The following is a 25,402-nucleotide window of genomic DNA, read 5'->3' as shown; positions in this document are numbered from 1 at the left end:
TCTAGCGAAGTTGCATAAATCTGATTTTTTTAACATGCACTTCTGGACCGACCTGAATGATCAATTCTAAATCTTCATGGGTCTGCGCTTTTTCTAAATCACTTTCTGAGATTTCGATAAAGGCAGGAAGCTTGCTGTCCTGTTGTGAAGCCAAAGTCATACGTACCGCTGGACTCAGAAGACGATACCCTTGTTTCAGGTCTTTTTCTGAAAGGGTTAAAGTCATCTCGACTGATTTCTGCATTTGATTTTTAATATGAAGCTGAAATTGATTTTGCCAGATCGTCGTTGCGCCACTAGATATATCTGACACTCTTTTACTAATAGAGTTCTGATGGGACCGCGTAATGGCGACATCAATACCCGCTCGATTGCCAAGTGACCACGCAAAAGCTCCAGAAAAAACCACAAACAAAAGTGTATACAGCACCAAGCGGAAACGCTTCACACTGATCTTTTTTTGATCTCCAGTTTCAAAGCGAATTAAGTGCTGTGGTCTTTGCACCTTCGGCATAATTTCGTTGCAGGCATCGATACATTTTCCACAGGCAATGCAGTCCAATTGGAATCCTTGACGGATGTCGATCTTGACAGGGCAAACTGTCACACAGCGTTTGCAGTCAACGCAGTCCCCTTTATCTGCAGTCTGGCGTTTGCCACGGGGCTCGCCACGAACATGATCGTAATAAACCACTAAAGAGTTGTTATCGATCAGTGCATTTTGAAATCGTCCATAGGGACAGACATAGATACAAAGTCTTTCACGGAAAAATACGAAATTAAAAAAGAAAGCACCTGTCATGATAGCTAATACAGAAAAGGCCACAGGATGCTGCCATGGTCCTTCGACGATAAAGCGCACAAGGCTTTCGGACCCAACAAAGTAAGCAACAAATGAGTGCGATAGCACCCAACAGATCAATAAGAAGACAATATAGAGGAACAGAACTTTTATTTTTTTGCTCCAGCTTTCTGCAGAATTATAAAAACTCATTCTTTTAGAAAAAGGTCCAAGAACCCATTTTTCAATTTTATTAAATACACTGTGAAGAAAAACTGTCTGTGGACAAGTCCACCCACACCAAAGACGTCCAAAAACGGCTGTCACAATAAAAATGGAAAGTAAAATCAGAATAAGAAAATAGAAAAGTAACGGAGCTTCATGTGAATAGAAGTTAATCCCGAAAATAATGAAATGGCGATTCGCAAAGTCCAAAAGCAGCAGCGGCTCACCTGCCACTCTGACCCACGGAAGAAACAGAAATACCACAATCAGTATTGGCTGAAGGATATTTCGTATTCTTTCGTAATGCCCTTTTACCTCTGATGGTCCGGCAAAAGGGCTGGTGACTTGGCTCATTTGACCTCAGCCCCCTCTGGAACTTTAGGATTTGGCGGGTTACTGCCGATTTTAGAATACACATAGGCTGCAACGTCTTTCATTTCAGCTGGCTTTAACAAACCTTCCCATGGCGGCATTCCTTTTTCAGGAACTCCTTTGCGGATGACTTGCAATAAATCCAATCGAGTACCCTGACCATGTAGCCAAAAACTATCTGTTAGATTCGGACCAATCTGACCTTCCAAAAGTGGTCCATGGCACATGGCACACTTTTCAGTATAAATTTGTCCACCATTTGCAAGGACAGATTCCCCTTGCATGTATTCCATCAGACTTTCTTCTGTTTCACTGGCAATAGCGGATTGCGCATTCTTTTCACTAGATTCATAGTGCGCCTTTAACAAGCGCTCATAGCGCTGCTTAGAGGTCTCACCGCCACCGATTTCGTAATGGAGCCAATAAAGAACGCCGAAAATCACTGTGCCGACGAAAAGCCATATCCACCAATCCGGCATCGGATTATTGTGCTCTTCGATACCATCATAAACATGTTTTTCATGGCTCATTTTCGCCTCCATCTTTTAGCGGCTGCATACTCAGTTGTTGATAAAAAGAGGTCTCTTGCACCATAAATGTCCAAATCAATACTCCTAAGAAAGTTCCGAAGAACAAAAGGAATCCCAGAACAGTTAAATGGGCATCGCTAAAGTAGGCAAAAGCTTGTCGTAACATTAGCGACCTCCTTTTTGTCCAAGAGCCTGAAGATAGGCAATAATCGCCAAGATCTCGCGATCTTCGATTTTCTCTTGTACCCCTTGTTCTTTTAATCCTTCAGCGATCACACGCGCTTGCTCTTGCGCATCACGATCAGCAAAGCGCACTTCATCATCTGTGTAAGGCACACCTAAGTTTTGCAGAACATTCAGTTTCTTTTTCAACTGAGAGTAATCAATTTTCTTTTTCACTAGCCATTCATACGACGGCATAATTGATTTCGGCTGCATCAGACGCGGATCAATCATGTGTTGATAGTGCCAGTAATCCGGATACTTCTTACCAACGCGCGCCAGATCAGGGCCTGTACGTTTCGATCCCCATTGGAATGGACGATCATAGATAGACTCTTCAATTGTCGACGGATCACCATAGCGTAATTTTTCATCTACCAATGGACGAATCTGCTGCGAGTGACATGCATAACAGCCTTCACGTACATAAAGATCACGGCCTTCCTGTTCTAGAGCTGAAAATGGATGCGTCGTGATTTCTGGGTTCACGTATTTATGTACATTAAGTGTTGGATAGATCTCGATAACAGTTCCGACAAGGATAGCCACCAACGACAACACCGTGAAGTAAGTTGCATATCCCTCTAACAATCTTGGTTTCCCATCATTCACATTGTTATTTTGTAGATTGCCAATCGGTGTTCCCACAGGGCGACTGCCGCTACGAACTGTTTTGTAGATATTAATCAACATCAACACAAAACCTGTAATGTAAAGAACTCCACCCAATGCTCTGACCCAGTATAAAGGCACAATACGCATCACTGTTTCAACAAACTCTGGGTAAACTAACATCCCATTGCCATCAACAGCTTTCCACATAAGACCCTGTGTAATACCCGCAACAACCATGGAAACGTAGTAAAGAACAATACCTGTCAGACCTAGCCAGAAATGTTGCTCGGCCATTTTTTTAGAAAACAGTTCCGTCTTCCAAAGCTTTGGAACAAGGTAATAAATCATCCCGAAAGTCAGGAATCCATTCCACCCCAATGCTCCCCCGTGAACGTGTCCCACAATCCAGTCAGTGTAGTGTCCCACAGAGCTAATAGATTTGATGGACAACAATGGACCTTCGAATGTCGCCATACCATAGAACGTCAAAGCGGCAATAAAGAACTTCCAAACTGGTTCTGTACGCGCCTGCCCCCAGCGGCCTTTAAATGTTAAAAGACCATTCAGCATTCCACCCCAGCTCGGTGCCCATAGCATAACCGAGAAAACAACACCTAGTGTCTGCGCCCAATCTGGTAAAGCCGTGTACAATAAGTGATGCGGCCCAGCCCAAATGTAGATAAACACCAAGGCCCAAAAGTGAATGATCGATAGACGATAAGAGTAAATCGGCGCATTCACAGCCTTAGGAATGTAGTAATACATCAAACCTAAAAACGGTGTCGTCAAAAAGAAGGCTACGGCATTATGACCGTACCACCATTGAATCAGAGCATCTTGCATCCCCGCCCATACAGGGTAACTCTTCATAAAGCTAAAGGGAATCGCCGCCGAGTTAACAATATGTAGAACAGCTACAGTCACGATTGTGGCGATGTAAAACCAAATCGCCACATACATGTGTTTTTCGCGTCGTCGATAAATCGTACCGAAAACATTGATGGCAAAAAGAACCCAAACAGTTGTGATCAAAAGATCAATAGGCCATTCCAACTCGGCATATTCTTTACCTTGTGTTAATCCTAAAGGTAACGTGATGGCGGCCAGAACAATAACCAATTGCCAACCCCAAAAATGCAACTGACTTAACACATCAGAAAACATTCTTGTGCGCAAAAGCCTTTGCGTAGAGTGATAAATACCCGCAAAAATCGCATTACCAGCGAACGCAAAGATCGCGGCATTGGTATGAAGCGGACGAATACGTCCAAAGCTTAGCCATTCAAGCGATGTGTTAAATGGCCAATAAGCCAATTGGAGTGCTGCGAATAGACCGACCAAAAATGCAATTCCACCCCATGCTAGAGTGGCTAATATAAATTGCCTGACGATCGCGTCATCATACGAGTTAATCTTAAGTTGCTTATCCATTACGAATCCCTTTCTTTGAAATCACTGTAATCGTCATTTTTTAAAATTCTTAAAGCTGGTGTTTCGAGATCATCAAACTGACCTTTTTCTAGAGCCCACAGACAAGCCACGACAAAGCCCAAAGCTAGATACAAGGCTATGGCGACCATAAAAAGAATGGTGACATTCATTTCATTCTCCAAACTGTGTGCGAAATAATTAAAACGGAGCTGATCGGCATCAACACGGCTGCCATCAGTGGATTGATATAACCACTTAAAGCTAAAACTCCACCAATAGAGTTATAGACTAATGCAAACAATAGATTCCCACGAATAACACGATAGACCTGTCTTGAAATTTCTAACATTTCAACAACGGCTGAAAGATCTTTTTGAGGAGCAAAAACATCGCAGACTTGATAAGTGGCCTCGAAGGGACCACGCACAGCGAAACTCACATAAGCCGCATTCAACGCTTGCAAGTCATTGAGCCCATCTCCAACATAAAGACATGGATTTTCTTTTTCGATAACAGCTTGTTTCGATTCTGCCGATTGATCACTGTGAACAGCCGCGGGACGAATCTCTAGTTGGCGAGCTATTTCCAATGCGCGCTGACGGCGGTCTCCAGAAAGAAGCATCACCTGCATATCTTGCTTATAGAGCTCTTGCACCAAACTTTTGGCTTCCGTTCGTAGTTCTTCTTCGAAAAACAAGTAAGCTTCACGCCGTCCGTCCACAGTCAGATCCACTTGTAGATTTTCATCTTCAGTTGTGCTCGAACGTCCTAAACGATAGATCTTGCCATCGACTGTGCCCTCAACGCCAAAACCACTGATTTCGTGCAAGTTTTCAACCGCTGCAGGATTTAAGGATGCCCACGTGTTCTTTAAACTCACCGCCACTGGATGCACTGAGTTTTTTTCGAGGCCTAAAATAATAGCCTTTACTTCATCTGAAATATTTTCGGGATAACTTTTGATAAACTTCAACTGGCTTGAGGTTAAAGTTCCTGTCTTATCAAAGACAATCTTCTTAACTTGGTCTAACTTTTCAAAAACATCTGAAGATCGTATAAAATAGCCTTTTTCTAAGGCCCGACGAAGCCCCATACTTTGTGCTAATGGAGTTCCAAAGGCCACCGCGCACGGACAAGCAATGGTAATTAAGGCTAAACTTCTTTTAAAAGCTTCAATTCCAGATTCCTGCACAGTGAAAAGAAAAAATAATCCTGCAATCGCAAAAACAGTGAATGTCAGTCTGTGGGCTATAATGTCGCTTAAGTTTTGATATGTGCTTTTATTTTTTTGCTTCTGGGCTAATGAATTCAAAAGATTCGCCAATTGAGTCTGCGCGTTCTCAGTTTCACAGACAACAGTCGCTTCTTGGCTTAAAAGTCGACTGCCAGCGCGAATCAAGTCGCCTTTTTGTTTCTTCTGCGGATAGGCCTCACCTGTCAAGAACGACAGATCGAACTCACTGTCTTCGCAAGCAAGAACGGCATCACAAGGAAGTGTCTGACCTCGTTTTAAAAAAAGATGTGCACCCACTTTGATTTTATCAAAAGTAACTGTGCGGTGAATGCCTTCTTCTTCCACATCGAAGATCTCGCGCAAAAACATCTCGGACATGATATCTTTGGCGGCAAATCTTTCTTGATACTTTTTTAGGAAGTAGCGCGCACTTAAAATAAGAAAAATAAAACTAGCTGTAGAATCAAAATAGAGTTCTTCACCACCCGTCAGAAGACTATAAGATGAAAAAATAAACCCCGACCACAAAGCTACAACAATCATCATGTCCACATTGAGCTGACGGCTTTTTAGACTGCTCCATGCCTTATGATAAAATCCACGGGCAGAATAAAATAAAAGTGGCAAGAAAAGGGTAAAAGATATCCATTTGAATATAGAGGCTAAATCCCCTTGCAATCCCGCATACAAAGGCACGGCAAAGAGCATTTGATTTCCTGCAACTGCAGCCGCCACACCAATTCTTTTTAAATCAGTTCTATTTTCTTTTTTTCGCGCATCTAAAATACTGTTATCTTTATTTAGCGGAGTGGGATGAAATCCCATGTTTTCAATAACTTGCCCCAGATCGCCTAAATGCAACTGCTTATCAACTTGAAGCTCAAGCGTCTTCAAACCGAAATTTACCTGAGATAATAGAATACTTTTATTTTTTTGAGGTAGTTCTTCTAAGCGATGAACGCAAGAGGCACAGCGAATTCCTTCAACATAAAAACGAAACTTTTTGGTATCCGCTTGCGAACCGAAATCAAACTGCTCTTCGACCTCATGAAGATTGTAACGAGCCCACGCCTCTGAAGTCTTGTCCGACTTCACCTCTGACTTCATATCAGATGGAATATTTGTATTTGTAGGTACCTTTTGGGGCTGTTGCATGCCCCAATCATAGGATAGCTGTTGGGTTTAAAATATGATGGCCATCATAAACCCATCATTATTAGACTGATTGCGATTTTTCCAAAAGACGTTGAAAGGATAAGATTGTGAAATTCTTATAGTTTTGGGAAATAATGCCCTCTTTTTCGAACTGAGCTAGGGTTCTGATAACCGTTTCAGTCGTAGTTCCGGCCCACTCTGCAATCTCTTTTCGTGTCCAGCTAGTTCCACTGAATTTTTCGTTAAGGAATAGTAAAGCATCCGCAACACGTGCCGGAGCCCCTTTGTCGATTTGGTTAACCCACTTCCCTTGAGCACGATCGAGGTCATCCCCTAATTGGCCGATCATTTTTAACCCCAGTTCAGGGTGGCAACGAAATAAATCTAGTATCTCTTGCTTAGGCAAAAAGCAGACTTCGGTATCTTCTAAAGCCCATGCGGACTTCTTATAAAGACCTTCACCAAATAAAGCGCGGTATCCTAATAGTCCCCCCGGTCCCACCAAATCCACTGTGTGCGAATGTCCATCGGCACTTAAGGACTCAAGTTTAACCACACCTTTTCTAACAGCGAATAGCCCTAAAGAGCGCTCACCTGCACGGAAAATAGCTTCTCCGGCACGATAAGAACAGTCGGCTTTTACCTCGGCTACTTTTTTAGCAACGGCATCAGAAGTCGAACACATGAAACCCTTAGATTTTGTATCGCAAACGGTACAATCGGCATGCATTTGAGGTCCAGAGTTGGGCTTAGGTTTCATGCCTGTAGCTTACTGAATTTCAGTGTTTTTTTCAAGCTCGAGCTTGTTTGACTAAAATTTCACAGGGCTAGTTTATGACGGAAATCATACCCTCTTGATCTAAAAAGACTCAAAATAAGGAAGTTTCGGAGGTTCTTATGAAATACAGTCGACTGATCGCCCCATCTTTAATCCTATTAACAGCCACAGTTATGGCTGAGATACGACCTCAGATGCAGGCTTTTTATCTTTTAACAGAAAAATTACAGAATTATACGCACAATAAATCAGATTATTTGAAAAAAAATAATGAAAAGGAAATTGCTGCGACCTTAAAAGAATTCAATCAACAAGTTCAAGAGCTAAAGAAAGACAAGTTTGCCAAACAAGATGATATGAAGTTTCGCATGCAACAACTGGCTGCAGGATTAGAAGATGCCGAACTCTCGTTTAAAGATGGTTCGAAAGATTACAGTTACTGGGTTTTAAAATCTTCCCTCAACAACTGTTATGTATGTCATACGCAAAAAAGTTTAGGCACTACAGGTTACCAATTACCGCAAGCTCAAAAGGACGACTTACTGTCGCAGGCTGACTTTCTTTTTATGGTACGAAATTATAACGACGCGAACCCTCTTTTAGAAAAAGTAATCACCACTTATCCTGAAAACAAGGTCTCTATTGAAAACGTCGAAAACTCTCTAAGAAAACTTTTGATGCATGCTGTACGTGTTGAAAAAGATGATGTGAAAACACTGACTCTATTTGATCGTCTGTTAAAAAACAAAAATCTACCAGAAAGCGTGCAACAAGATATTCAAGCATGGAAAGGTTATTTAAAAAATCGTAAATTCAGAGTTACCGAGAGCATGCCACTTAAAAACGCGCAACAACTTGAAAAATTCATTGCGGCTCGTGAAAAAATTGCCTCTAACTACGAACAATCTTATCAAAGTTATTTAATTGATCTTGAAACATCTCAAAGGCTGTATCAATTACTGGAAACCACTCAAAACGCACAATTAAAACCTTGGATTCTTTATTGGTTAGCCGACCAAGAAAAGGATTACCGTCTTACTATGTTTGATCTTACATCTGAAAACTATCTGAAAGAATGCATTGAAAGATACAGCAAACATCCTGCTGCTAAGAAATGTTTTCAATTGTATAAGCAAATTCAGTTAGATTCTTTCACCGGCTCTAGAGGAACAGAAGTCCCTCCAGCCGTCCAAAAGCAACTCGAACGCTACGAAAAATTAGTTAATTAATTTCCCTGTTCCCATTGCGGCAAGGTCTCTAAGAATGAGGCCTTGTCTGTATTAAACTGGGTTAAATAGCGTGGCGGAACTGGTTCTGCCGATGGAAATTGCTGCTTCAACGGATCAACATATTTCCCACGCACAAAGAACTCAAAATGCAAGTGTGGGCCAGTAGATAACCCCGTAGATCCAACATAACCGATAGTCTGCCCTTGCTTCACACGCGAACCTTTCTTGATCCCTTGTGCAAAACGACTGAGATGCTTGTAGGCACTATCGTAAATAGAATTGTGGCGCAATTTAATAGTATTGCCACCGCCACCATTCCATCCCGCCATAGTGATAACACCATCACCGATAGCACGAATAGGCGTTCCCGTAGGAGCCGCATAATCTACGCCCAAATGAGGTCGGTTTGTTTTTAATACAGGATGAAAACGATTCGATTGAAAACGCGAAGAAATTCTGGCGTATTGAATTGGTGTTTTCAAAAACATACGTCTTAAACTAGATCCATCCGGCGCAAAATATCCTAACTTCTCATTATTATTACGGAACAAAATCGCCGCATAGATACGTCCCGCATTATCATACTCCGCAGCTAAGATAGATCCCCACCCCACAGCTTCACCTTGCACAAACTCTTGCTCGACAGAAAGTCTCCATCGATCGCCTACACGGACTTCGCGCGCAAAATCCATCTGCCATGCAAAAATTTCGGCTAGCTCAGCAATTAAGTAAGGGTCCATTTTCGCTTCAACAGCAGACTCCCACAAAGAAGACTTCACATCTCCTGAGAACGTCACCACTTTTGTTTCAACTGGTTTTACAATACGCTCCGCTTGCCAAATGCCATCAATTTTTTGCGCCTTGAGAGCTTCTTGTGGTGTAAAGCGAATTTGAATTCCCGTTACTTCTGGAACTTCCGCTTCAGAATAAAATAACTGGAAACGAGTTCCTGGCTTTAAACGTCCTAAATCTTGATGTGGCTGAATGACTTGCACCATCTGAAAAATAATCTCACGCGGAACTTCTAATTCTAAAAGCTGCGAATAAAATGTTGAGCGCGGAGGAAACTCATAAGGATAACGCTGTTCAAGTGTCAACACTGGCTCTTCAACTTCTTTTATGTCTTCAACTTGAGCATCAGCAGTTCTAAACAAATTTAAATTATCTAATTTTTTCCCAGAGACCGAAACCGCGGCGATAACAATTACAGCGGCCGCAGCCAAAATAGACGTCATGTGTATTTTATTTAACTTCATTACCTATTATAAAAATATTTTTTCGGATATGTGAAGACAAAAGTCTTATTTTTTCACTCTAGATTATAAGCACTGTCACAAACAATTTATGTCACTTGATGATTAAAAATAATTAATAAAAGGCAGAAAGTCCGATAGTCATCACCGAACCATCCGTTTCTCCGGTCAATCGCAGCGCGAATGGTGAATCGCTTGAGGCATACCACTGATAGTAAAGTTGCCCCAAGAAAAGTGTCTCGAATCCCTTGGGACCCGCTTCAGTCGTCACTTCTGTGCCTTTGAAGACAGTTCCCACGCGATAAACAATACTAGCTGGTTTACTGATGTAGTAATGAGTCTTTACATTTATACCTAAACCCAAACGATGACTGCGATTACCTAGCTCGTACGCTGGAGCTATTGAAAAAACTAAAGCTTGGTTTTTTATAGTTCCACTAATATCTGGCAATGAAGAAAGAGGGTTCGCCGCAATTGTCGGGTTTTCCTTCCCCACATATTCATACTTAGTTTCTTGATATTGAGCTCCGAATTTAATTTTAAAATCTTCACTGAAGTGCACATCAAGCAACGGCCCAATAATAAGACCTTTTCCTTTTTTTACCTCTGTGATCACAGGATTTGATAACGGCCCGACATTATTAGGATCTGGAACTGGGGTTATAAACCCTCCGTAAGCATCAGACTTGTAACCACTTCCCATACCCACTTCAAAACCAAAAGAATACTTTCCTCTACCAGAAGTTTGTGCTCCAGCATCCACTCCGGCAACTTCTTCACAGGTTTTATTGATGTTCATGGCCGCGTACTGTCCCTTAAGCCAATAGTAGTCTCCGTCCATTCCCACAAGAAAAAATCTTTCTCCATCCACTTGCTTCATCGCAATTGCGGGAAACTTTCTTCCCGCGCGGAAACTATTACCATTATTTGGATCCTCTGCCGACTTTTCCGTACTTTTTACCGCTATGCCATCTGTGTTTGTCACTAAACAGACCGGTTGCAATATACAACTTCGAAGACGAATAGCGCGCGCAGAACTTTTAGGAACTCGATAAGTGTCACGACCTATCAAAACATTAATAAATCTATCTGTACTTGAAGCACTTGGGTACAATTGCCCTTGCTTTAAATTTTTTGATTTATCTGGGGAATGGGATGCCTTCGGATCTTCAACTAACTGACCATAGGTGTCTTCCATAATACGCATACAGGTGGCTGCATGCGTAGCGACAGTTCCGAAAACAACTGACAGCAATAGACTAGCCTTAATGGCAACTTGGAGACCTGAGCTGTTGAGGCTTTTTAAAAGCATGATTCAACCTAGCATAGGTTGAATTGAACGTTGAGAAAATAAAAAGGGCCCGCCCTAAGGCTTGGCCCTTTTTTCTGTGATGTCTTATCTGCGAATTACTGAGGAGCGGCTACGCTACATCCACCTAACATTTTTAAATTAGCTGGGCAGTGACTACACTCTTGCACAGTCAACGATGACATCGTATCCACTTCACGGACATACTTCGTAGAAGTTAACACTGCAGACGACGATTCCGCCGCGAAAGGTTTGCTTTGGCTTAACATAATGCGCTCACCAGTGTATGGCAATGCACCATCTTGCAATGGCCAGTATGAAGAACCTAACAACTGCGTTGAACCTGGAATAATATAACCCTGTGCACGCACAGTCGCATTATTACCTGCAGGATTCGACCATGCATGTCTTAATCCACGAGCTGTATCTACAGACGCGATATTACGAGTCGCTTGGTAAACCGGAGCTGGAGCACCAATTGCCGGAGTTTGCACAGAACACATAGCCCCGATTACTGGAACAGGGAATCCGCTCAAGTAGCGAGTCAATACATTTTGAGTTGCAGGGTTATTTAAATCTGCCACTGTCATGCTAGCTACTGAAGCTGGAGCTTGCCATTCACCATTACGAACCGCACACACTGCCGTCAACTTCGTACACAATGGACGTCCATAAGCTTGCGCATAAGGACGAGTTGCACGAATTGTCCAACGACTAGGAATAGAAGCCATATCTAAACCTGCGCGTTCAATTTTTACATCTTTATCGTAATGACAGTAGTTAAAGTTACCTGCGTTTAAGTCAGAATCATTTTCTGCAATTACCGTATGTAAACCCTGAGTTAAGTGCGGAGTTAAAATATCGTTACCATAAGTATCGAACTTTAAGTGATAGATATAGTGCTTACCATTGTTATGACGGATCACTACGTTGTCGTCTACAGGACACATATCTGACTTCGGATCGTTCGGGAAGAAGAAGCGAGACTTACCAGCACCATGAGTGATCACTAAAGTACTTTTGTTGCTGTCTGGATTATTACGACCACCCACTTTGAAACCACAATCTGTACAATAGCTTTCTGCTTCTAACGATCTTACACGTTGCACGAAGTCTGCTAAGTTCTTACCGACTTGGTTACCCGCTAAAATCTGTTGCTCAGTAAAGATCGAACCCGATACATTTACGTTTACTTTGTTTGGATCTGTAATGAATTTACCATTAGCATCACGGAAAGCTGTTGCATAGTAGTTGTAGACAAACAGACGCTCAACTTTTCCATAAGGCGTGTCTTTTAATAAATTACTTGTTGGGTCGATTTCATTAAATTCTTTACGTTGTTGTTCAGAAACCTGTACCCAGTCTGTACCAAAGAAAGCGATGTTCACTGCTTTTGAAGCCGAACTCATCGACTCATAAGTACGATGGTCTGGACCAATTTGTTTTAAGTAGCGTACGATGTTCAACATCAAAGCACGCGCTACCACTTGACCACCAGAAGTACACTTGTTGTTAACTTCTTGTAGAACAGCATCATTCATTAATTCAGAGTTAGTCAATGATGAGGCTGGCTTTCCATTAACTTGAGCCGTACAGTCTGTATCGACATTCAATGAACCCAACATACCCGCGTAAGAATTAGCAACACTTGCCATAGATTGAGCCAACGTCACGATAGCACGTTTTTCTAAGCAGTATTCCCAGTTTTGACGAGCCACTTTGTAATCGAACATCGCCAAAGCTTGGTTACGACGATTTACACAGAAAGCATCATTCACGTGAGCGTAGCGTAGAGTAGCCCAAGCCAATGTCGCATTAGCACGCGCTTGCAATCCATGGATCACTTCACTACGATTAGCTTTGAACTCTAACAATAATGTACGAGTATCTAAATCAGCTAAACGAGCTTTAACCTCTTCGTCATTTTTCTTCATTGTATCTTTAATGCTGCCAACTTGATTTGCTAACTCATCTGTCACAGCTTTGATTTTATCAACACCATTAGCCAAAGTTAATACGTTGTTATTGATAACTGAAATATCACCAATAATACGATCAACACTTGCAGTTAAGCTACCCAAAGCTTCATTTTGTCTTTCATCAACTGCTTTGATCGCTTGTAGTTGTTGATCATGATTTTTGATCACAGTTAACAAGATACCACACTGATTTAATGCCGCAGGCGATCCCGCAAACAATTCAGAACAGTTAATAACTTCAACTGTTAAGCAGCAGTTACTTTGACTAGATGACGTACATTTAATACGTGCATCGGCAATATTACCATTTGAATCGTACGAGCACATACGACCTGAAATATCACCCAAGCGTGACATCTCTTCTTGAGCTAATCGTAACTCTTCTACTAGTTTTGAATGATCTTTCGCTTGCTGATCAATACTTTCTTGTAATTGCTGACTGCGATCTTTTACGCCAGCCAATTCATTTTCTGTGTAGCTTTTAAGAGCATTTAATGCCGCTTTTAAAGCTAGATCTTCAGCTTCACTTTTAGCTGCTAGATCCGCGATGGTCTGATCGATAAGATCTACACGGTTTTCCCAAATTTTCATTTGAGCAACTAAACCATCAACACGCGCTGTAATAGCATTTTTAAACTGATTAAAAGCTCCACCCAGTGCTGCTAATTCTTGAACCGCACGGTCTAGGTTGGCTTCAACCTGATCAATACGCAATGACAACAAAGTATCACGGCGAATCGAATCGTAAGTCACACGCACGTCGCGCGCCTTACTTAATAGATTCACCAAAGTGTCCACTTCTTTTAAAACCACATTACTATTCGTTGGAGTCTTATCTACCACGATTGCTTTTTCAATCATATCGGCCTGTGCACTTAATTGCTGTGCCACAGATGGGGCCTGTTTTAAAATATCAGACGCCTTATCCGCGTTCAGATCAAATGTTCTTAAAAGGGCGCTCAGTTCACGCGCCTCTTGTAACATATTGAAAAGATCGTCCTCAGACGACAGTGCAGATAACTTCATTGAAGACATATCTTCAAATCCAGTCGAAGGCTGACTACAGTTTTGGTAGGCAACGCCTACTACACCGAAAACAGCTACAAAAGCACTGATACGCAAATACTTCTTAAGCTTACCAAGGTTTGGTTTTTTTATTTTCACGTTCCCCCCACAACAACTATTAAAAATAAATTTAAATTCCCCTTGCTTTTGATCATATACCCACACCTGTTAATTTCTCTAGCAAGAGTTTATAGCGTTGACGACTGTCAAACATTTATAGACTGTTCGGTACTTCGACGCTTTAACTGCAGGGAAAAAATAAGAATTGGATTAAATGTTTTAGAATTATCAAAAGGAAACAACTGTCTACTTTTTGGTCTGATATTTTTTAGACAGTTACTGAGAGGTTATTCTTATTTTTTTGAAGAGCGATTTACTGCGAGACAAAGTTTGTATCATTACGAACTGCTAGCGCTGCGGATTCCTTTTGCGAGCCACGCGCTCAAAACCACAGGCTAAAAGTAGATTTTGCGCCAATAGACGATAAAAATGTGAACGATGAATCTCAAGCACGATACCATCGCTTTCCGCCTGCACAGTTGCCGTTCTTTTTCCACCTGTCACCATCAAAGCTAATTCACCAAAACAGTCACCTTGCTCAAGATGAGCCACACTCTTTTGATCTTTAATAATCTGAACTCTACCTTGCACGATGATATAACAGACTTCACCTACATCACCTTGTCGACAGAATACAGTATCTTTAGTGAAGGATTTCATTTCTCCGGCAAAAATCAGAGCATCAAAACACTCTTGCGGTAGATCACTGAAAATTTCAGACTTTAAAAGTGCATGGACAGCCCATATTCTCCATTGCAACTGCTGAGCTTTTTCAGTTTTAATAGCACCATCATAAAGAGCTGGCACGTAGCGAATAATTAAAATTTCGCAAGCTGTATCCGCAACAACTGTTGCCGATCTAGGAGTTCCAAAAAAGAAGGCCGCCTCGCCGAACAAACTATTTTCATTAAGAACGACTAACTTTTTTTGCTTCCCATCCGCTTGGCGCTTATAGACACTGGCCTGCCCCTTAAGTAAAACCAAGAGCGATCGCTGATCGGCTCCTTCCTGACAGAAGACAACGCCCTCAGGAACTTGCATTACACTTGAATTTTGCAAAAATATATTGAGCAAGTCCGCATTTAACGAACGAAGAAAAGGCACATGTGCTAGACGATTTTTATCAAACTGTGTCCCCGTCACTGTGGTCACAATCTGCGCTTCTGAAATCTGTCTTTGATCTTCCTGCGGTAAGAAGTAATTATAAAAGGCAGGGTTAGCAATGGCTTTAATAGAAAGTAATACCTGTAGCAAATCTAAAAGGGATAAGAAAGAAATCAAGCGCCCCTGAGAGTAAAAGGCCTGCACAATATCCACCACACTGGCAGAGGCTTGCATATGCTTTAGCATTTCCGCTTGATCCGGCTTTAACCCCTTGATCTTCGCGGCATCGAATCCTAATAGTTTTATTTTTTCACTCTCTATGCGCATGATCTCTATTCATCATGCATAGGAAAAAGAAAAATCACAACCTCACGGTCTAGACCAAGGTTGTGAGGCTATTTAACTTTTAAAAATTCCTCTGATCCAAGACTGTAAACGGCCAAACCACGACTCAGATTGAGCCATTCCTTGCTCTACCAGTTTTGCAAAGACAACCTCATCTGGTTGATGACGAATCGCTTGAAAAGGAGTCATGTTATCAAACTCAGACAACAGATTCGGATCTGCCCCATTATCTAAAAGATATAAAGAAATATCTTGATGACTATTCAGAATACTCGCCACCAAGGGAGTCGACATAATTTCAGGGTGCTGGTAGTTAGGGTTCACACCATTTTGGATATGATATCGAACTAGATTTAAATCTCCGCGCGTAGCGGCCGCATGCATTTCTTTCCAGTCTCCCGCTGACATTTTACCCCCATAGAATAAAAAATCATACCACATGACTCTTTATTTGCACGGACTTAAACGCTTGCAGGCAGCTCACGATTTTTCTGGATTGTAAATCATAGCTTGATGATGAACCTTGAGCCGCATCGTAAACAACAGTTCGATCATTAGATTGCGAACGTTTTAATAATGAACGCACTGACTGAATAAACTCTGGGTAGAGCTTCTGTATTTTAACAAAGTTGGGATCTTGACGATAGCCCTGTTCGATCGCCTCATACCATTTCCCGATATCAGCCACTACCTCTTCAAATCCACTTTCAGGATCTATGATGAAATTACTATTGAGCAGCTCAATAATCTTCTGACGATGACGAATATGGTGCCCAATAAGATCTTCAATATGATGCGATGATGAAACGAGATAGATAGGCAATCGAATAACAAATGCCGTATTGGGCGACTTCTGATCTAGATACAGCTGACCATTTTGTTGCTCGACAATGCCCCGAGAAATACTCAAACCCAATCCCGTTCCGGAGCCTTTATTTTTTGTGCTGAAAAATGGCAGCATGATACGTTCAGCAACTTTAGCATCAATTCCAAATCCAGAGTCTACAACTCTGACTTCAATTGTTTGATCAGAAATCCATCTAGAATTTATTTCTATCCACTTGTCTTGCAAGGTCGCTACAGCATCCAAAGCATTCATAATCAAGTTCACAAAAACTTGCTCGAGTTGCACTGGATTCACGCGGACAATAGTCTCTTGAATATCAACCTTGACTGTTACGTTTTTCTTGCTGATCTCTCCGGAGCACAAAGTCACTGCATTTTCTATAATGGATTGCAGACTCACCACTTCCGCTTCAATATTTTCTCCGGATCGCACAAACTCTCTGAGGCCATTAATAATTTTCAATATTCGCTGAATTTGTATACGGGCTTTGATGATGTTATCATTCAGTTCATCAGAATACTGAGTCACATCTTCTGACTTCAGACACTTGCTCATAAAAGAGAGGTAAGCCCCAATCGCCGCCATAGGATTATTAATTTCATGGGCCGTAGTGCCCACCATTTCCCCCAAGGCTGCTAAGCGATTCATATGGATATTTTTAAGATGTTCTTGTCTGTAGATCTCTTCGAATTCTTTTTCAGAAGTAATATCAAAACGGAAAGAAACATATTCATTCATATTTCGTTCAGGATCAAATAAAGGAACAACATAGGTTTTAACCCAGTAATATCCTCCTTCTTTTTTAAGGTTCTTCACCTCTCCCTGCCAAACATCTCCGTTTTTTATAGTCATCCACATAGTTTTAAAAAAGTCAGAAGGATGATATCCAGAATTTACAATTCTGTGGTCTTGGCCGATTAATTCATCTACTGAGTAACCTGATATTTTACAGAACTGTCTATTTGCAAAAATAATTTTTCCAGATTGATCTGCAACGGATATGATCGCCACTTCTTCTAAAGAAGAAAAAAGCTTTTCTAAAAACTCTCGTCTTTGATGTGACTCTTTTTCGGTTTTGCTTTTATTCGACCGACTTCGCACCTGTGAAAATATGGTGGGCACCCAAAATAGACAGAGTAGTCCCAATATTAACGCCGCCTGAATGGCGATCAAAGATCTTTCAGGTATAATTTTCAATTGAAACACGAAAGCCCCAGTCGTCAGTAAAAATACCAATGCAGACAGAGCCCACATGACTTTTTGTGTAATTTTAAAATAGTTTCGTACTCGCGTTGTCACGAATTATAGTGCTCGTCCGACAACACTACGCGGGCGAAGGATATAACCACTTCCATATAGGGAATCAATCTGATGATTGAAGTCTTTCAATTTTTTTCTTAATGTGCTGATATGCACATCGACTGTTCTTTGCTCGACCACAGTGTTTTTCCATACTATGCTTAAAATGTCTTCTCGACTTACTTTTTTATTTACATTCATGACAAAAATCTTAAGGAGTGATAGCTCAATCTGGCTAAGACCATGCACTTTACCATTGAGCTCAATTTCATTCCTATCAAAGAAAACTTTTAGATTACCAATACTGTCTGAACGTCCGCCAATATCTTCTATACGTCGAATACGGGCATTGATTCTTTCAACTAAAATTTCTGGCTCGATTGGCTTTTCGATATAGTCATCGGCACCTCCGCGAAATGACGCTAAGATCTTTTCTCGATTAGTAAATCCTGTCATTAACAAGATAGGAATCTTTTGCGACAGCGGATTCTGGCGTAACTGGCGACAGAGTTCAATCCCATCCTGATCTCCTAGATTAATATCAAGAAGTATCGCATCCACGTGATTTTGTACTGAAATCTTATAAGCAATACTGGCGTCTTCTGTCGTGATCACATCAAAATCGTCCTGTAAGCTCTGTGAATACGCGTCGCAGACATACTTATCATCATCTACGATGAGAAGCTTCTTCTTATCTGATATCTTGTCAGTCATTTTTTCTGTCATTTTAGTTGCCATTTTTCATCCTACTGTCATGCTTTTGCAGCACAACTCCACATACGTACTAATGGATTCTTTATTGCACTATTAACAAATCACTACTAAACAAAAAAATTATATCAAATGACTTTCTTTTTTCAATGGTCGTAACACTTTATAGTTTCGATTATCGTTCTGGTCCAAATCCACGGAAGATCTCTTCTGCCATGTTAAAAACCGATGTCACTTTTTTAACAGCTTTACGTTCGACCGCTTCACGTGGCATCCCATAGACGACAGATGTTTTTTCATCTTGAGCCACTGTATAGGCTCCCCGTTGCTTAAGTTGGAATAGCCCCTCGGCTCCGTCGGCACCCATACCTGTTAAGATCACACCCACGACGCGCACAGAGTCACAAAAATCAACTACAGATCTAAAAAGATAATCGACTGAGGGCTTATGACGATTGACTGGTGGAGCTTCTTCTACGCGAACTTTCATCCCACTTCCTGAGCGAACCACACGCATCTGCTTACCTCCAGGAGCAATCAGCACACGATCAGGTAAAATCAAATCGCCATCTTCAGCCTCTTTGACTTCGAACGAGAAAAGTTGATTCAGTCGATCCGCGAAGGCCTTTGAAAAGACCGCCGGAATATGTTGAACAATGACCGTCGGAGGAATATGCGCCCCAAACTGCTGAAGAACGTTTTTTATCGCCTGAGTTCCACCCGTTGAAGCCCCTATACAAAGCAAACCCTGAACACTGCGAAAATCATGTCGCGTGTTTTTGATCGTCGTATGATGACTGCTGACTTGCGCAGAAGCCGCCGTCAAAAGCCTTTGAATGATCTCGTGTCCAACATCTGACAAATGACTCTGTTCTGGTTTTTGTAGATAATCTACCGCTCCATTTTCTAAACTCTGCAAAACAAGATCAGATTCTTCTGCACGCAAAGAACTGATAACTACTGTAGGTATCTTCTTTTCAGCAAAGTATAACTTTATTAAATCGGCTCCCGTCATTTCTGGCATGTGCAGATCCATAGTGATGAGATCAAACTCATTCTGACGAATTAAATTTAACGCCTCATTCGGGCTTCCTGTTTCATGTGTTACTTGAAAGCGTGAATCGGATTGAATGATTTTCTTTAAAATCGCCCGCATTGTGGCCGAATCATCCACGATAAGAACTTTTAATGGAAACTTTTGCTCGTCCCGCGAAACGCGCACCTTTTGCGTGACTTCATCATAAAAAATCTCACAATCATTAGACCTTGCAACAAAACTTGTTTTATTTTTTAAGGATAAAGGAATGCTTTTTTGAAATTGATCCTCTGAATAGTTAATCAGTACCGCTTTTATGGCCTTCACACGTTCAAGTACTGTTCCTATAAGGTCTGAGATTCTATCCTGCAAATTTAAATACTTCAGTTTTTGCTCTGGGATGTACTCGATCTTATGAGCATCTTCAGTCAGAATAAGAATCCAAATCCCTGCACTGTATTTCATACGGCCACAGCTTGTCTTTCTTTTAAGCGTTTTTGAACCATATAGGCTAAACTCGCCTGTGGAAATAGATCAAACTTTTCAGAAAGTAATATTCGCTCATGACTGTAAGATTCTTCGGCTAAAAACACATCATAGTTCATTAGCTTTAAACTTTTAAGCTGATCAATAGCAAACGAGCTCATCACGACGCCTACATCAGCCGAAGGCAGGTGAAACGAACGCCTTAACGGATTTATACGAAAAACTTCATTCACGTAAGCCCGCATATTTAAAAAATGATGATTAATAAATTCTTCTTCGTCCCCAGAAAACGAACAGACCAGCTTAAAGAAAATATTTGCAGAACTGTTTTCTGCTATAAATCGCTTTACAGATTCCACATCTTCTTCTTTAAAAAACAGCGCTATACACTTTGGATTTTTTATAGAGCTAAGACCTAGACTTTCAGATGTTGCAAATTGGCGATCCAGCGCATTATCCACTTCTTTATTTCCTAAGCTACTGCGTTCAGTGATTATTTTGGCTTTTAGTAAAATCTCATCTTTGTAGGACGAAAGATTTTTTAACTCTGGCTTTTGAATGTAATCCTGAGCGCCTTTTTTAATCATTTCCAAAGCAAGATTCGACTCCGTTCGTTCCACAGAACTGACGACCAATACTGGCGGCATCCCAGCTTTATAATGGGACTGCATAAATTCAATCCCTGACATGATCGGCATGTGGATATCTAAAGTGATAAGATCGAATTTTTGTGTTTTTAAAACCTCTACAGCTTCTTTGCCATTTTTTGCAATGGCCGCAAGTTCGTAACCCGACTCGCGTGTAAATATCATCTTAAGAATATCTAAAACTGTCGGAGAATCATCCACACACAGAACGCGCCGAATTGGTTTAGACATAGTCCCCTGAGGAAGCAACTGAGAGGTCGAAAACACAGAAGGCCCCACACATTTAAGCGGCGTCTGGATTCCATTTATATTTTCTGTTAAACCTAAAAAAAGCCCTCCATCTGAATGCATTTTGGCATTCAGCTCTGGAAGAATTTTACCAATATCTCGTGAGGAAAAATAAATAAACACATTCCGACAAAAAATAAAATCGAAAGAACCACTTGGCCACGTCTGCGAATCTAAGAGGTTGGCTTTAAAAAATTGGCATATCTCACGAATTTTGGAATGCACCCGTACATAGTTTTCTAGACCTGAATGGCCGCGAACGAAGTTGCCGCTCTGATAGGCCAATGGAATCCCATCAATTTCTTTTTTTAAGAAAACAGCATTTTTGGCAAAGTCCACGGATATTTCATCTATATCTGTTCCGATAATTTGCAGCCGCATATCAGGATACTTTTTTTCAAGGATGGGCAGCAAGAAAGCTGCTAAAGAATACACTTCGTGACCTTTACTGCAGGCCGCCGACCAGATTCTAATAAGTTTTTCACCGCGATCACGGGCTGCTCTGACAATGCGATCTAACAAACTGTCGCGCAAAAATTCAAATTGCTTAAACTCACGAAAGAAGAATGTGTGATGAGTGGTAAATAGCGAAAGCAGGTGCCGAAATTCTTCTTTACGATTATTCAAATAGAACTCTACGTACTCTGATTCGCAGCGCATCCCCAAACTGTACATTCTTCGCTTGAGGCGACTGACAATCATTTCTTTTTGGTTTTCACCTAATTGTACACCCGAATGCTGCGAAATTTCCCGTGCTATTGCCATGATGGCCGTGTCCTGTGAAAATGCCATTAAAACTCCTCGAAACGGGGATCATCTCCACTGGGGAAATCCGACCCGTTAGCTACAGATTTTATTTTTACTTCACGTGCCTTCTTGGCTACAACTTTAGCTGGTGCTGGCTCGACCTTCTTGTTATTTAAAGAAAAGGACACCACATTTTTCTGGGGCTTTACTTCAACTACCGACTCTTTGGCAACTTTGAGACGCTGTTCTTTTTTATGCTCTTTTTTGTATTCTGTTTTATCTTCTGTTTTGAGCAATTTCATTTCTGGAGCTTTTACAGAAGTCGGCGGTGCTACCTCAGGTTTTTGTTGGATGAGCTGATCCATTTCAAGCATGGCCTTTTTAATATCATCAAGATTTTGCCTTTGCTGTTTAGAGGCCTGCGAAATATCATCAATAATCTTATTCACCTCAGCTACTTCCCTCACAATTTTATCCAACGACTCTTCACATTGCGTTGCAACGGCTTTGCCTTTTGCCACTCGCTTTTGCCCTTCTTTGATTAAAGGCTGAACGCGCTCATTGGTTTTTTGAATTAAACTCTGAACGGCTTGCACGCTTTCTTCTAAAATCTTAGATATTTCCTGTGCGGCAACGCCGCTCAGCTGAGCTAAGTTTCCCACCTCTTCCGCCACTACAGAAAAGCCTTTACCATGCTCGCCCGCGCGTGCGGCTTCGACAGAGGCATTAAATGACAATAACTTTGTTTGAAATACTATATCGTTAATAATTTTAGTCTTCGCTTCGATGCTTGAAATGATCTGTGTCACTTCCGAAAGACTTTCATTAGAATCTGTGACAGCCTTCATGACCTCGTTATTGCTACTTTCAATATCGGACATAGACTGCATCATCTCGGCCACCGATTTTTTACCAGCTACGGCAGCCATATGACTATCATTGGCTCTTTGATGTGATTTATCAGCAAACTCATCTGTTCGGTGTAGCATTTGTTTAAGCTGATCTAACGAACTGTTAGACTCTTGAGTCTTATGGGCTAGAGCCTCTGTGCTACGACTCAAACTCGTGTACGATTCAAAGTTTTTTTCTGAGGACTTTTTAAACTGGAGGAGCTGTTTTGATAGATCCTGCTGCGTCTTGCTCATCTCTTGAAAAATAGAATTCCAAACGAAATAACCCACAGCTATAAGTACAATAAAAGCGACTCCTAGTGAGGCCTGAATAGCAAACTTTGCTCGTGTCACATCCGCAGATACTGTAGCCACTTGCTGTAAAGCCTGCGAACTCAATATCCCGACAAGGATAGTCACGATAAACCCAATTGTAATAAATAAGGCAACGCGGCCTTTAATGCTCAAATCAGAAAGCATGCAGACCTACTTTTTAAGAAGCCTTCGCCGCTTCATTTATTTGCAAAGCCTCAAAATTGATATTCACTTCTTTCGAGATTAATTGCTCTACATCTAATATCAATGTCAGCTGATCCTCTTTGCGATAGATATTGACGATATAAGACTGCGAAGAGGCGCGAGATCCCGCTGGTACTTCAGCTAACTCTTCTTGTGCCACAGACAATACGCTGTTAACGGCATCAACGACCATACCTATTTGTCCGAAGGGCATCTCGCAAATAATAACTGTCGTCTCATGTCCTTGCTGAGCTTTTAGTCCCAAGCAGGTGCGCATATCAATCACTGTGATGATCTGTCCACGCAGATTCATAACACCTAGAACATGGTGACTGGAATGAGGAACCAGAGTGATCTCGGGCATACCGATGACCTCTCTGACTTTTAAAAGTGGCATTGCATAATTTTCAGTTCCTAAATGGAAACTTAGATATTTACTCATATATACCTCGCTAATTAAGCACCTAAACGTTCTTGTTCAATTAATTCAGCTAAATCCATAATAAGGGCTGGTTTACCATCCCCTAGAATCGCACTGCCCACGTATCCACGCAGGTGCGACAACTCGTACCCCATCTGTTTGATGACGATTTGTTGTTGACCAACAATGTCGTCAACTAAAACGACAAAACTGAAGCTTCCCGCATGTGAAAGTATTCCGATATTTCCCTGCTGAGATTCATTTTTAGAATGATGAAGCATTTGTTTAGCATCAAATACAGGAAAGTCTTTCCCGCGCAGACAAAAAAGTCCGTGACTCTGGCCTTCTTTAATCTGACCAGATTCAACTTTAAAGGTCTCGGCTACTTGTGCGAGTGGCAAGACAAACTGCTGACCAGAAACTCGAACCACCATTCCATCAATGATGGCCAACGTCAGTGGCAAACGCACAACAAACTCTGTTCCCATTCCGGCTTCAGAACTGATTTCGATCTGCCCACCTAGATTTTCCACGCTGGTACGAACCACATCCATACCAACACCGCGCCCAGAAACTTCTGTCACCTGCTGTTTCGTAGAAAAACCTGGAGCAAAAATAAGTTCTTGAATTTGCTGAGTGCTCAGCTCAACACCTTCTTTTAAGAGTCCTTTTTCTTTAGCCTTCTGTAAAATACGCTCGCGATTTAGTCCGCGTCCATTATCTTTCACACTGATAAGCAACTTCCCACCCTCATAGGAAATACTCAGGAGTAACTCGGCTTGCGGGGATTTCCCTTGCTCTTCACGCTCTGGAGGTGTTTCGATCCCGTGATCCACGGCATTTCTTACTAAATGCACTAACGGATCGCTGATAAGCTCTAAGATCGTCTTATCAATTTCTGTGTCTTCACCATGAATAGTGAATTTCACGTCTTTCCCTAATCCACTGGCTGTGTCACGGCAAATTCTTTGTAGCTTTTGGATTAATGTCTTTGCCGGCACCATTCTAAGGCTCATAGAAAGATCTTGGACTTCTTTAATAATTTTACCAATATCTTCGCTCACTCGTCCCAGTTTACTGTGAATGGAACTATGGCTCAGCACTTGTTCACGTAGGACGGCCTGCAAAACCACAAGCTCACCCACTGAGTTGATAAGATGATCTACACGCTTGAGGTTAACGCGAACGGATTCGTCAGCACCAACCACCGCATGCAGCCGCTTTTTATTTTGAAAGTTTTTAATATCAATAACTTCAGTAGACTCCTCTACCGGTAAATCGGCATTGGCGTCTACTGATGAAGAAGCTATCGCCTCAGCTCCCTTGGTAGAAGCTTCGTTTTTATCTACAATCTCTTCATCTTTATGCTGAAACATAGAGATTTCAGAACTCAAATCAATAACGGCATCTAAATTGGATTTGTAGGACATCAAAGTCTTGGTCATGATGTCTTTAGATAAGAGTAATTTATTTATAGTCGCCTTCGTCGTCTTTTTAGTGCCATTTTTAATGTCGAGCATGTAGGTCTCGAGCTCATGGCAAAAGGCCCCTAGGTTATCAAAGCCGACAGCTTTTGAACTGCCCTTGATATTGTGAATCAGACGAAAAACCCCATCGATAGTCTCTTTAGAAGAGGCATCCTGCTCGAGATCTAATAATAAGGTCTCGAACTCTTCAATAAGTTGTAGGGCTTCGTCAATAAATCCAAGTTTCAACGTCTTTTCAAAATCATCCATACTTTATCTCATCGTATGAATGCGGATTTTATTGTAGACTTCTGAAATCCATTTAATAGTCTCTTAATATTCTAAAATAATATTTTCT

General features: G+C 41.4%; 20 protein-coding genes. 1 reads left to right on the top strand and 19 read right to left on the bottom strand.

The features are described 5' to 3' along the window. Nucleotide 1 precedes the first annotated feature (1 nt). The 7 genes from ccoG to A11Q_RS06135 all read right to left on the bottom strand — a co-directional run bounded on the left by ccoG (nt 2) and on the right by A11Q_RS06135 (nt 7,325). A complete protein-coding gene (gene ccoG / locus A11Q_RS06160) occupies nt 2–1,360 on the bottom strand; it encodes a cytochrome c oxidase accessory protein CcoG (RefSeq protein ID WP_015469932.1) in 1,359 nt (452 codons plus the stop codon). Next, nucleotides 1,357–1,908 (bottom strand): cbb3-type cytochrome c oxidase N-terminal domain-containing protein, encoded by a 552-nt coding sequence (locus tag A11Q_RS06155; protein WP_015469931.1) that lies wholly within the window; start codon nt 1,906–1,908, stop codon nt 1,357–1,359. Before A11Q_RS06155 ends, ccoG begins: the two co-directional genes overlap by 4 nt. After that, the gene (locus A11Q_RS13775) at nt 1,898–2,074 is read right to left on the bottom strand and encodes a hypothetical protein (protein ID WP_015469930.1); all 177 of its coding nucleotides are present in this window, start codon (nt 2,072–2,074) and stop codon (nt 1,898–1,900) included. The genes A11Q_RS06155 and A11Q_RS13775 overlap by 11 nt, the downstream gene beginning before the upstream one ends. Beyond that, nucleotides 2,074–4,176, bottom strand: a complete 2,103-nt coding sequence (gene ccoN, locus A11Q_RS06150; RefSeq protein WP_015469929.1) for a cytochrome-c oxidase, cbb3-type subunit I — start codon at nt 4,174–4,176, stop codon at nt 2,074–2,076. Before ccoN ends, A11Q_RS13775 begins: the two co-directional genes overlap by 1 nt. After that, the gene (ccoS, locus tag A11Q_RS06145) at nt 4,176–4,346 is read right to left on the bottom strand and encodes a cbb3-type cytochrome oxidase assembly protein CcoS (RefSeq protein ID WP_015469928.1); all 171 of its coding nucleotides are present in this window, start codon (nt 4,344–4,346) and stop codon (nt 4,176–4,178) included. Before ccoS ends, ccoN begins: the two co-directional genes overlap by 1 nt. Then, the gene (locus tag A11Q_RS06140; protein WP_015469927.1) at nt 4,343–6,565 is read right to left on the bottom strand and encodes a heavy metal translocating P-type ATPase; all 2,223 of its coding nucleotides are present in this window, start codon (nt 6,563–6,565) and stop codon (nt 4,343–4,345) included. Before A11Q_RS06140 ends, ccoS begins: the two co-directional genes overlap by 4 nt. Before the next feature lie 61 nt (nt 6,566–6,626). Then, entirely contained in the window at nt 6,627–7,325 is a 699-nt protein-coding gene (locus tag A11Q_RS06135) for a Crp/Fnr family transcriptional regulator (RefSeq protein WP_015469926.1), read from the bottom strand. A 137-nt stretch (nt 7,326–7,462) separates the two neighbouring features. On the opposite strand from A11Q_RS06135, the gene A11Q_RS06130 reads away from it, so the two are divergent. Then, entirely contained in the window at nt 7,463–8,572 is a 1,110-nt protein-coding gene (locus A11Q_RS06130) for a hypothetical protein (RefSeq protein ID WP_015469925.1), read from the top strand. Here A11Q_RS06130 and A11Q_RS06125 read toward each other — a convergent pair. From A11Q_RS06125 to A11Q_RS06070, 12 genes are all read right to left on the bottom strand, one after another. Further along, complete coding sequence (locus A11Q_RS06125) at nt 8,569–9,828, bottom strand: M23 family metallopeptidase (RefSeq protein WP_015469924.1); 1,260 nt, start codon at nt 9,826–9,828, stop codon at nt 8,569–8,571. The two genes, A11Q_RS06130 and A11Q_RS06125, sit on opposite strands and share 4 nt — an antisense overlap. Before the next feature lie 112 nt (nt 9,829–9,940). Continuing rightward, nucleotides 9,941–11,080 carry a hypothetical protein gene (locus A11Q_RS06120; protein WP_148284949.1) on the bottom strand — a complete coding sequence of 380 codons (1,140 nt, stop codon included), beginning with the start codon at nt 11,078–11,080 and terminating at the stop codon, nt 9,941–9,943. Nucleotides 11,081–11,232: 152 nt separating this feature from the next. Beyond that, entirely contained in the window at nt 11,233–14,277 is a 3,045-nt protein-coding gene (locus tag A11Q_RS06115; RefSeq protein WP_015469922.1) for a coiled-coil domain-containing protein, read from the bottom strand. Between the two features lie 309 nt (nt 14,278–14,586). Continuing rightward, entirely contained in the window at nt 14,587–15,669 is a 1,083-nt protein-coding gene (locus A11Q_RS06110) for a cyclic nucleotide-binding domain-containing protein (RefSeq protein ID WP_015469921.1), read from the bottom strand. Between the two features lie 72 nt (nt 15,670–15,741). Next, complete coding sequence (locus tag A11Q_RS06105) at nt 15,742–16,095, bottom strand: ankyrin repeat domain-containing protein (RefSeq protein ID WP_200860203.1); 354 nt, start codon at nt 16,093–16,095, stop codon at nt 15,742–15,744. A 22-nt stretch (nt 16,096–16,117) separates the two neighbouring features. After that, nucleotides 16,118–17,788, bottom strand: a complete 1,671-nt coding sequence (locus A11Q_RS06100) for a PAS domain-containing sensor histidine kinase (protein WP_015469919.1) — start codon at nt 17,786–17,788, stop codon at nt 16,118–16,120. A gap of 48 nt (nt 17,789–17,836) precedes the next feature. Next, entirely contained in the window at nt 17,837–18,571 is a 735-nt protein-coding gene (locus A11Q_RS06095; RefSeq protein ID WP_015469918.1) for a response regulator transcription factor, read from the bottom strand. Nucleotides 18,572–18,719: 148 nt separating this feature from the next. Next, entirely contained in the window at nt 18,720–20,045 is a 1,326-nt protein-coding gene (locus tag A11Q_RS06090) for a protein-glutamate methylesterase/protein-glutamine glutaminase (protein WP_015469917.1), read from the bottom strand. Beyond that, on the bottom strand, nt 20,042–21,793 hold the full coding sequence (locus A11Q_RS06085; protein ID WP_015469916.1) for a CheR family methyltransferase: 1,752 nt from the start codon (nt 21,791–21,793) through the stop codon (nt 20,042–20,044). The genes A11Q_RS06090 and A11Q_RS06085 overlap by 4 nt, the downstream gene beginning before the upstream one ends. Continuing rightward, nucleotides 21,793–23,118, bottom strand: coding sequence for a methyl-accepting chemotaxis protein (locus A11Q_RS06080; protein ID WP_015469915.1), 1,326 nt, complete (start codon nt 23,116–23,118; stop codon nt 21,793–21,795). Before A11Q_RS06080 ends, A11Q_RS06085 begins: the two co-directional genes overlap by 1 nt. A 13-nt stretch (nt 23,119–23,131) precedes the next feature. After that, complete coding sequence (locus tag A11Q_RS06075; protein WP_015469914.1) at nt 23,132–23,599, bottom strand: chemotaxis protein CheW; 468 nt, start codon at nt 23,597–23,599, stop codon at nt 23,132–23,134. A 14-nt stretch (nt 23,600–23,613) separates the two neighbouring features. Then, nucleotides 23,614–25,314 carry a chemotaxis protein CheA gene (locus A11Q_RS06070; protein WP_015469913.1) on the bottom strand — a complete coding sequence of 567 codons (1,701 nt, stop codon included), beginning with the start codon at nt 25,312–25,314 and terminating at the stop codon, nt 23,614–23,616. Nucleotides 25,315–25,402 lie beyond the last annotated feature (88 nt).

This window comes from Pseudobdellovibrio exovorus JSS, assembly GCF_000348725.1.
GTDB lineage: Bacteria > Bdellovibrionota > Bdellovibrionia > Bdellovibrionales > Bdellovibrionaceae > Pseudobdellovibrio > Pseudobdellovibrio exovorus.
Note: the sequence above shows the minus strand (reverse complement) of the source record. Positions and strands in the feature narration are given on the sequence as shown.